Source organism: Hominisplanchenecus faecis, assembly GCF_020687205.1.
In the GTDB taxonomy this organism is placed as follows: Bacteria; Bacillota; Clostridia; order Lachnospirales; family Lachnospiraceae; genus Hominisplanchenecus; species Hominisplanchenecus faecis.
In genome coordinates, this window is record NZ_JAJEQE010000075.1 from 1 (window position 1) to 10,025 (window position 10,025).

11 protein-coding genes and 1 other annotated feature are annotated in these 10,025 nt (G+C 43.9%); of the genes, 2 read left to right on the plus strand and 9 right to left on the minus strand.

Annotated elements, in window-relative coordinates:
* Nucleotides 1–105 precede the first annotated feature (105 nt).
* Complete coding sequence (locus tag LKD42_RS14315; protein WP_248836094.1) at nt 106–1,188, plus strand: ATP-binding cassette domain-containing protein; 1,083 nt, start codon at nt 106–108, stop codon at nt 1,186–1,188.
* Between the two features lie 57 nt (nt 1,189–1,245).
* On the opposite strand, the gene trpA is transcribed toward LKD42_RS14315, so the two are convergent.
* The 9 genes from trpA to LKD42_RS14360 form a co-directional block, all read right to left on the minus strand.
* Nucleotides 1,246–2,019, minus strand: coding sequence for a tryptophan synthase subunit alpha (trpA, locus tag LKD42_RS14320; protein ID WP_022119044.1), 774 nt, complete (start codon nt 2,017–2,019; stop codon nt 1,246–1,248).
* Nucleotides 2,012–3,196 (minus strand): tryptophan synthase subunit beta, encoded by a 1,185-nt coding sequence (trpB, locus tag LKD42_RS14325; protein WP_248836095.1) that lies wholly within the window; start codon nt 3,194–3,196, stop codon nt 2,012–2,014. The genes trpA and trpB overlap by 8 nt, the downstream gene beginning before the upstream one ends.
* Before the next feature lie 226 nt (nt 3,197–3,422).
* Nucleotides 3,423–4,034: a phosphoribosylanthranilate isomerase gene (locus LKD42_RS14330; RefSeq protein WP_248836096.1), complete on the minus strand. Its 612-nt coding sequence runs from the start codon at nt 4,032–4,034 to the stop codon at nt 3,423–3,425.
* Nucleotides 4,031–4,816 carry an indole-3-glycerol phosphate synthase TrpC gene (gene trpC / locus LKD42_RS14335; protein WP_248836097.1) on the minus strand — a complete coding sequence of 262 codons (786 nt, stop codon included), beginning with the start codon at nt 4,814–4,816 and terminating at the stop codon, nt 4,031–4,033. Before trpC ends, LKD42_RS14330 begins: the two co-directional genes overlap by 4 nt.
* Nucleotides 4,817–4,819: 3 nt before the next feature.
* Nucleotides 4,820–5,833 carry an anthranilate phosphoribosyltransferase gene (gene trpD / locus LKD42_RS14340; RefSeq protein ID WP_248836098.1) on the minus strand — a complete coding sequence of 338 codons (1,014 nt, stop codon included), beginning with the start codon at nt 5,831–5,833 and terminating at the stop codon, nt 4,820–4,822.
* A 56-nt stretch (nt 5,834–5,889) separates the two neighbouring features.
* Nucleotides 5,890–6,456 (minus strand): anthranilate synthase component II, encoded by a 567-nt coding sequence (locus LKD42_RS14345; RefSeq protein WP_248836099.1) that lies wholly within the window; start codon nt 6,454–6,456, stop codon nt 5,890–5,892.
* Nucleotides 6,456–7,913 carry an anthranilate synthase component I family protein gene (locus tag LKD42_RS14350; RefSeq protein ID WP_248836100.1) on the minus strand — a complete coding sequence of 486 codons (1,458 nt, stop codon included), beginning with the start codon at nt 7,911–7,913 and terminating at the stop codon, nt 6,456–6,458. Before LKD42_RS14350 ends, LKD42_RS14345 begins: the two co-directional genes overlap by 1 nt.
* Nucleotides 7,914–8,057: 144 nt before the next feature.
* Nucleotides 8,058–8,332 (minus strand) — a binding site (T-box leader).
* Nucleotides 8,333–8,393: 61 nt separating this feature from the next.
* Entirely contained in the window at nt 8,394–8,759 is a 366-nt protein-coding gene (locus LKD42_RS14355) for a hypothetical protein (protein WP_215659078.1), read from the minus strand.
* Between the two features lie 239 nt (nt 8,760–8,998).
* Nucleotides 8,999–9,418 carry a hypothetical protein gene (locus tag LKD42_RS14360; RefSeq protein ID WP_331464925.1) on the minus strand — a complete coding sequence of 140 codons (420 nt, stop codon included), beginning with the start codon at nt 9,416–9,418 and terminating at the stop codon, nt 8,999–9,001.
* A gap of 449 nt (nt 9,419–9,867) precedes the next feature.
* Between LKD42_RS14360 and LKD42_RS14365 the strand changes: the two genes are divergently transcribed.
* Nucleotides 9,868–10,025, plus strand: a 158-nt coding sequence (locus tag LKD42_RS14365; RefSeq protein ID WP_248836101.1) for a MerR family DNA-binding transcriptional regulator, incomplete at its 3' end; no start/stop codon positions are given.

Sequence of the window (10,025 nt, forward strand, 5' to 3'; positions counted from 1 at the left end):
TAACGCCTGTGGAGATAGTAGGTTACGAGGTCTGCGAAGCAGGAAGCCCATTGGCTTTAGACAATGGGTAGTTCACTTTTTGATTTAGAAAAGGCGGAATAGCATATGGAAGAATATTATTTTTATACGGAAGGTCTGACCGTCGGCTATCACGGCGTTCCGCTCATAAAAAATATCAAGATCAGTCTGAAAAAGGGAGAAATCCTGACGTTGATCGGACCAAACGGAGCGGGAAAAACGACGATCCTGAGAAGCATCATAAAACAGCTGAAACCGCTTGGCGGAGTCGTTGTGCTGGATGGAAAAGAGACGGAACAAATCAGCAGAAAAGAGCTTTCCAGAAAACTTTCGGTTGTGCTGACAGAACGGGTAAGACCGGAAATGATGACCTGCAAAGAAGTGGTTGCGACCGGACGTTATCCATATACCGGGAAGTTCGGCGTACTCTCAAAAGAAGACTGGAAACTGGTAGATGAGGCAATGGAACTGGTGCACATCCACGAGCTTGCTGACCGTGATTTTTCAAAAACGAGTGACGGCCAGAAACAGCGGGTAATGCTGGCGAGAGCAATCTGCCAGCAGCCGGATATCATCATTCTGGATGAGCCGACCTCTTTTCTGGATATCCGCTATAAGCTGGAATTTTTATCCATCATCCAGAATATGTCCAGGGAACGAAATCTTTCCGTAATCATGTCCCTGCATGAACTGGACCTGGCAGGACGTATTTCCGATAAAATAGCCTGTGTCAGAGGAGACAAAGTAGATCGATTTGGAACACCGGAAGAAATTTTTACGCAGGGCTACATCCCACAGCTTTATCAGATGACAACAGGTTCTTATGATGAACGCACCGGAGATCTCGAACTTCCGAAAACAGAAGGAGAGCCGAAAGTCTTTGTGATCGCAGGAAACGGAACCGGTACAGCAGTCTTTCGAAAATTACAGAGAAAGCGAGTGCCGTTTGTGACGGGGATTCTGTGGGAAAACGATCTGGATTATCCTGCGGCAAAAGCACTGGCGACAGAAGTGATCTCCGTGAAACCATTTGGCAGGATTGAAGAAAAAGAAATACAGAAAGCAAAAGAATGGATCAAGAAGTGCGACAAAGTGATCTGTACGCTGGATGTCGAAAAAAGCGGGGAGTTTGCAAAGCCGTTGAGCGGGCTTTTTGAGATGTGCAAATGAACAATTCCCAAGAAGGCACTTTTACGTGCCCTTCGGGGAATTCGTTCATTTGCACATTCAAATCTCCACTGCCGCTTTCATCTCTTTCACATATTTTTCGACTTCCGGAATACATTCTTTTCCGTACTTCGCCACAATTTTTACAATCGCAGATCCTACGATGGCTCCGTCTGATACGGATGCCATTTTTTTTGCCTGTTCCGGGGTGGAGATACCGAATCCGATGGCAGCCGGGATATCATTTACTTCTTTCACCATTTCTACCATTTTTGCAACATCCGTTTTAATCTCACTTCGAACGCCGGTTACACCAAGTGAAGATACACAGTAGACAAATCCTTTCGCTTCTTTTGCAATCATACGGATGCGTTCGTGGGAGGTCGGTGCGATCAGGGAGATCAGGTCGATGCCGTATGATTCGCAGACACCGGAAAGCTCCTCTTTTTCTTCATAAGGAAGATCCGGAACGATGATTCCATCAATGCCGCATTCTACGCAGCGTTTCATGAAGCGTTCTTTTCCGTAGGTATAGACCGGGTTGATGTAGGTCATAAACACCATCGGAATTTTTACTCTCTGGCGGGCTTCTTTTACCATATCAAACAATTTATCGGTGGTGCATCCTGCAGCGAGTGCTCTCTGGCTTGCTTCCTGGATGACCGGGCCTTCGGCGATCGGATCGGAAAACGGGATACCGATCTCGATCAGGTCGGCACCGGCTTTTTCCATGGCGATCAGCAGATTTTTTGTGGTTTCAAGGTCTGGATCCCCACCTGTTACAAAAGGGATAAATGCTTTTTTATTTTCGAATGCCTTATATATATTACTCATAGATATCCACTCCTCTGTATCGTGCAATGGCAGCCACGTCTTTGTCGCCGCGTCCTGAAATAGTAATTACGATGATCTTATCTTTATCCATAGTCGGTGCCAGTTTCATTGCGTAGGCAACGGCGTGAGAACTCTCGATCGCCGGAATGATTCCCTCGGTGCGGGAAAGATATTCAAATGCATTAACAGCTTCTTCATCGGTGATGGAAACGTACTGTGCACGGCCTTCTTTTGCAAGCATCGCATGTTCCGGGCCGATTCCAGGGTAGTCAAGTCCGGCAGAAATAGAATAAACCGGTGCGATCTGACCGTATTCGTCTTGGCAGAACAAAGATTTCATGCCATGGAAAATACCGGTGCTTCCTTTGGCGATCGTGGCGGCATGTTTCGGGGTATCAATGCCAAGTCCGGCTGCTTCGCAGCCGATCAGGACGACTTCTTTATCAGGGATGAATTCATAAAAAGTACCGATGGCATTGCTTCCGCCTCCGACGCAGGCAATCACGGCATCCGGAAGCCGGCCTTCTTTTTCTATCAGCTGTTCTTTGATTTCTTCTCCGATAATTTTCTGGAAATCACGGACAATTGTCGGGAATGGATGAGGTCCCATGACAGAACCAAGTACATAAAGCGTGTCATCCATACGTTTGCTCCATTCACGCATTGTTTCATTTACGGCATCTTTTAAAGTCATTGTGCCGCTTGTGACAGCGTGCACTTTTGCACCGAGCAGTTCCATACGAAATACATTCAGTGCCTGACGGTCGGTATCTTCTTTGCCCATGAAGATCTCACATTCCAGTCCCATCAGAGCAGCAGCGGTAGCAGTTGCAACACCGTGCTGTCCGGCACCGGTTTCTGCGATGACACGGGTTTTGCCCATTTTTTTTGCCAGAAGAACCTGACCGAGTACGTTGTTGATCTTGTGTGCTCCTGTGTGGTTTAAGTCTTCACGTTTCAGATAAATTTTTGCACCGCCGAGATCCTCGGTCATTTTTTTTGCTTCATAGAGCAGAGAAGGTCTTCCCGCATAATTTTTCAGCAGGTCATCCAGCTCTGCGATAAATTCCGGATCTTTGCTGTATTTGTTGTAAGCTTCTTCTACTTCCTGAACAGCGGGCATCAGTGTTTCCGGGATGTACTGTCCGCCGTATTCTCCAAATCTTCCTTTGCTCATAAGTGAATCCTTTCTATATATAATACAATGATGTTGGGGTAAAAAGATGCCATACGAATTGTTCCGTACTTCGTACTCCCACAATTCTACCAATATTCGCATATCGTGAAGCTTACGCTCCACTTTTATGCTCATATCGGGGCGGGTCATTAAGCCATAAAACCACTCCTGTGCAAGCACATCGTGGTTTCAGGCTTTTGACCCTGGCATCATATAATACAATGTTTTATCTTCGTACATGATCAATGAATGTTTTGATTTTTTCTTTGTCTTTTACACTGTTTGTCTCAACGGCACTGCTCACATCGACGGCCAACGGATGACACTGAGCAATACTTTCTGCAATGTTTTCTGTATTCAGTCCGCCAGCTAAAAACCATGGTTTCGCAAGCGGTGGGATCAGGGAACGGTCAAATGTTTTGCCGCTTCCGCCGTAAGAATCCTTCTGCCAGGTATCGAGCAGCAGATAATCGCATGGAAGCTTTTCTGCCTCCAGGATCTGCTTCGTGCTTTGTACGCGAACGGCTTTGATCAGCGGGAGGGAAGGGCATAAATTTTTTAATCTATGAATGTAATCTGCGGTTTCATCGCCGTGCAGCTGTGCAAGATCAATGATTTGTTTTTGATATAATTTGGCGATAAATTCCGGTTCGGCATTGACGAAAACACCGACTGCTTTGATCTTTGGCGAAAGCTGTTTTTTTAATTCTGCTGCTTTTTTTGCATCGACCTGTCTGCTGCTTTTTGCGAAAACAAATCCGGCAAAATCGGGAAGCAGTTCATTGACATAAGAAATATCTTCTGTGCGTTTCAGACCGCAGATTTTGATCTTTGTCATAAGGCTCCTCCATTGAGGGCTGCAAGCATGGCAGCTTTTTCGGGACTTCGCATCAGTGTTTCACCGATCAGCACACCATTTACACCGGCATCTTTTAATACCTGAATATCTTCCGCTGTTTTGATCCCGCTTTCTGCCACGAAAAGTGCATTTTCCGGAGCAAGACTTCTCAGGCGGGTGCTGTTGGAGATATCTACCGTGAAATCTTTTAAGTTTCGGTTGTTTACACCGATCACTCTGGCACCGGCTTTGATCGCAGAATCCATTTCGTTTTCATCGTGAACTTCGACCAGTGCGGACAAACCGAGTCGATCGCAGATTTCAATATAAGAGCGGATCGTTTCGGTATCAAGCAGTGCACAGATCAGAAGAACAACGCCTGCACCGAGTGTTTTCGCTTCGTAAATCTGATATTCGTCTACGGTAAAATCTTTTCGCAGAACCGGGATGGAAACTTCATCTGTGATCGCTTTTAAATATTCTTTCTTTCCGAGAAAATATTTCGGCTCTGTCAGGCAGGAGATGGCATCTGCACCGGCTGCTTCGTATTCTTTTGCAATCTGCAGATATGGAAAATCTTCTGCAATCAGACCTTTGGATGGAGAAGCTTTTTTGACTTCACAAATATAATGAATACCAGGTTCTTTCAACATTTTTTCAAATGGAAAAGTCTCATCTGCTGCAAGAGCGAGAGCTTTTTCTTTCATTTCTTCCGGGGAAACCAGCTTCTTTTCCTCGATCAGGCGAAGTCTGGTATCTGCCGCAATCTGTTCCAAAATCATAAATTAAGCCTCCTGTGTAGCTTTGACAAATTCCTGAAGTTTTGCGTAAGCTTTTCCGCTGTCGATCATTTCTTTTGCTTTTTCAATACCTTCTGCAAGGGTGATGCCGTCGATGCCAAGATAGAGGCTCATGCCGACATTCATCAGGATGACGTCACGCTTTGGTCCAGTTTCCTCACCGGTCAGAATACGGCGGGTAATTTCAGCGTTTTCTTTTGGTGTGCCACCGATCAGTTCGGAAAGCTCGCAGCTCTTTAAACCGAACTGTTCCGGGGTAATCGTATAAGAAATGATTTCACCATTTCGGATTTCATTGACGTAAGTTTTACCGGTCAGGGTAATCTCATCCAGTCCGTCATCGCCGCAGACAGCCACGCCGCGGGTAACACCAAGATTGGAAAGAACCTGAGCCAGAGCTGGTGCAAGATTTTTGTCGTAAACACCGAGAAGCTGCATTTTGGCGGCCGCCGGATTGGACAGAGGACCTAAGATATTAAATACGGTACGAACGCCAAGTTCTTTGCGGACAGGAGCAGCGTAACGCATGGAAGAATGATAAACCGGAGCGAACATAAAGCACATATCGGTTTTCTTTAAAACGGTTTCGTTCTGCTCGGCTGTCAGATCCATTTTTGCACCAAGGTTTTCAAGTACATCGGCAGCTCCGCTTCGGCTGGAAATACTGCGGTTTCCGTGCTTTGCAACCGGAATTCCGGCAGCGGCAACAACGAAAGCAGAAGTTGTGGAAATGTTGAAAGTTCCGACTTCATCTCCGCCGGTTCCGACAATTTCCATGACATCACGTTCCGGGTGAAGTTTGACACCTTTTTCACGCATAACCGTGGCAAAAGCAGTGATCTCGTCAATGGTTTCCCCCTGCATACGCAGTGCAGTCAGAAATCCACCCATCTGAGCCTGAGTTGCGGTGCCGTCCATCATTTCGCCCATAACAGCGAGTGATTCTTCATATGTAAGATCTTTGTGGTTGATCAGTTTGTAAATAGCTTCTTTTATCATGGTAAATTTCCTCCTGTATATTGTGGGAGTGCGACGCACGGAACAATCCGTAGGCATCATAAATTTAAAAAGTTTTCAAGAATGATGCGTCCCTGCGGTGTGAGAATGGATTCTGGATGGAACTGCATACCATATACCGGGTACGTTTTATGCTGTACTGCCATCACTTCGCCATTTTTATCTTCACCGATCACTTGAAGAACATTCGGAACGGTTTCACGGACAGCAACCAGTGAATGATATCTGGCGGCATCCATTTCTTCGTCCAGTCCTTTGAAGATCGGACTGTTGTTATTGATGTGGATGCGGCTCTTTTTTCCGTGCATCAGCTGTTTTGCATGAGAAATGGTGCAGCCGTATACTTCGCAGATGCCCTGATGTCCGAGACACACGCCGAGGATCGGGATTTCTCCCTGAAGATGCCGCACAACCTCTTCGCAGACACCGGCATCTTTCGGATAACCAGGTCCCGGGGACAGAATGATGTGAGAAGGTGCGAGGGCACGGATTTCTTCTACGGTCATGGCATCATTTCGGATGACTTTGATATCCGGGTTGATACTTCCTGCCATTTGAACAAGATTATAAGAAAAACTATCATAATTATCAATCAAGAGAATCATTATTCCAGCACCTCCTTTGCATTTTTCACGGCATTCATAACAGCGAGTGCTTTGTTGTAGGATTCCATATATTCATTTTCCGGAATACTGTCAGCGACAATACCGCCTCCCGCCTGAACATACACATGACCATCTTTTTTGACTGCCATGCGGATCGCGATACAAGTATCCAAGTTTCCGGTAAAATCAAGATAACCGAGTGCACCGCCGTAAATCCCACGCTGTTCACTTTCCAGTTCTTCGATGATCTCACATGCACGGATCTTTGGTGCACCGGAAAGCGTTCCAGCCGGCAGGACACTTTCAATCGCACTTAAGCCGTCGCAGTCGCTGCGGATATTGCTCTCAACCTGTGAACAAATGTGCATGATCTTGGAATAGCGGTGGATCATCATGTATTTTGTAACCTCAACCGAATCAAAATTCGAAATTTTACCAAGGTCATTTCTGCCGAGATCGACGAGCATATTGTGTTCGGAAAGTTCTTTTTCGTCGGAAAGCAGATCCTTTTCCAGAGCCTTGTCCTCCTCCGGTGTTGTGCCTCTCGGTCTGGAACCGGCTACCGGGAATGTAGTCAGGCGGCCATTTTCCAGACGAACCAGCGTTTCCGGGGAAGTACTCATGATCTCTTCACCGTCAATGCTTAGGTACACCATGTACGGAGAAGGATTTGTGGTACGCAGTACACGGTACGGGTTGATCAGGCTGCCCTCGTAAGGAGTGGAGAACTGTCTTGAAATAACTGCCTGGAAAATATCACCATCGATGATGTATTCTTTTGTTTTTTCAACCAGCTTACAGTATTCTTCCTGAGTGACATTGCAGGTAAAATTCACTTTTGAAGAAGAAACTGGGATTTCCGGAGCCGGGGCAGTGCGGATAATATTGATGATATTTTGGATATCGGCAGCAGCTTTTCCGTAATTCTCCATCACACGGTCGGTCTTCATATTTACAATGACGCTGATCTTCTGAGTCAGATGATCGTAGGCAATGACCTTATCAAACAGCATCATATCATAATCATTGAACATGCCCTTTTTGATGTTCAGTGTCGGTTCCGCATATCCGATCATGGCATATGCGAAATATCCGACAAATCCTCCGGCAAAAGGAGGGAGTCCTGCAAGACGTGGAGCTTTGTAATCCTTCATGATCTCACGCAGAACATCGAGCGGTTTGTCTGTCTGCTTTGTTGCAACCTCATCGCCCTTTTCGATGGTTACCACGCCCTCCTTGCAGGAAACACGCATCACCGGATCGTATCCGAGAAAAGAATAGCGTCCCCATTTTTCACCGCCCTCAATACTTTCCAGCAGGTAATATCTGCTGCTGATGCCGGACAGCTTTCTAAGAAGCGTGATCGGTGTGATAACATCTGCATAAATTTCACGGCAGACCGGAATAATATCGTAATCATTTGCAAGTTTTAAAATCTCATCACAATCTGGATACATGCGATACTCCTTTCCTTTTATAAATATATAAAAATGCCATACGAATTGATTCGTATTTCGTACTCTCACAATTTGCTCCAATATTTGCATATCGTGGTTTCAGACTTATGACCCTGACATAATAAAAAAAGCTTCTGTCCCCTCTAAAGGGACAAAAGCTATAAATTACTTCTGCGGTACCACCCAAATTGCTGCATTGCAGCCACTCTGTTATGTACATTCATACATACTCTGCTGATAACGGATCGAGCCACCGTCAGTTCCTACTCCTTATATCTTTATATCTTAATAAAGAAAATATACAGTTTCAGACTGCCCTCACAAGTCCATTCAGCAAAATCTTTATTACTGCAATCGCACCACCTGCAGCTCTCTGGGAATAAAACTTCCTGCTTACTTCTCTTGTTCATCGGTTTAAAGTGATAAATATTTTGTTGTTTCTGAGTATAAAACCGGGGTGTGGATTTGTCAATAGGGAAATTATATTTGTTGTTTTTTTATTTGCTCAATCTCCTCTACCGGAACCTGAAAAACTTCAGAGATTTCTTCCAGAGAATACTTTTGCGTTTTCAGCATATTTAAAATGCCAGTTTTGATACCATCTTTGCGTCCGGCTTGTAGTCCATCTTCATAGTATACTTGTCGGACTGCTTTTTCGTCATATTCAAAAATACTCATAGCAATTACCTCCGATTTGTTTTGCGTGAGAAAATCTGCAAGAATTCCATCATGGATACATTCATTTACAGCACGTTCCACAGCGTTATCTAAGTTGTCTTCTTTTGTATAGGTACGCACTTTTTCTACATATTGAGCATATTCGTTTAAGGTCTGACACTGTTCCATCAATTCTTTATTATGCCCTTTATCTTAGTCGGAGTGCAATCTCCGACTAAGATAAACGCTCCGCGAGGATGCACAGCGATTCTGTTGGGTAAATGTCAGCACAGCTGACCAGAATCGCGTGCCAAGTCTCACGTGCGTTCGACTTGAATAATATTTAAGGTCACTACTTTCAGTTCCAGATCGGGAATACCGGAAAAATTATGATAAGAGTCTGACAGGTAGTTGTACCAGCTGTCTTCCTACTTTGTGGTTCCGTTATAGAAAACAACAAAATGCGGTGCAGGAATCTCTAACAGTGTTGAAGAGTAGAGTTTGTTTGAATCTACCATTTTCTGGTATTCACTGGAAATATAGAACAAGTTGCGAAGCGGCACATTTGGATTATAGGTTGACTGATGTTCGTATAAAAACAGATTTGTGCCAATAACAAATGCCAGATCATTTTTCATACCTATATAAATCGCATTTTCCAGTGTAATAATCTGCAGTTTGGAAGGATCGTGATAATCGCTTCCGCTCATTGCATTATAGAGTGACAAAAGATTGGATTTATCTGCAAATAGCATACGAAATACCGTGTCTTTATACTTGCGGTTTGCAGACAAATGTAATTTTTTTGCCTGATTTTTCTTTGCAGCAGCAGTCTTTTTTCTTGCCATAGGCATTACCTCCTGTATTGCAGGAGCTGAAATGCTTACTTCTGTTTTTATTCAGAACTCCTGCTTTTTATTTTTTGATGGGATAAAAGCATGGATTTCTGAAATGAGATTAGAAAAAACAGATGGTAGAAATACCGTAAAGAGAAGTATGCTTTGAAGATATAGTAGCATTGATTAAAATATTTGACAAGAGATTTTGAAAAGTTTATAGAAAATTTAAAAATAAAATAGAGAGTTACATATTGTATAAAATATATTACTGATATAGATATAAATTTATTTGCAATATTTATGAAGCGAAGGGGCGTCTCATCTTTGCAACAGCTCCTGTATTATGGAAGAGAAAAATCATAGCACAGGAGGAATTTATAAGTAACTAAATATGTTGCTTAATATGGTTAAATGTGTTTAAATATACCTATGGAGGTATTATTATGAACACGTCAAATATCACGAATTATAAACCAAAAGATTTTGCTGAATTAATAGGTGTTTCTGTGAAAACATTACAGCGTTGGGACAGGGAAGGAATTCTAGAGGCAAATCGGACTCCAACGGATAGGCGTTATTATACTTACGACCAATATCTTCAATTTAAAGGCATAAA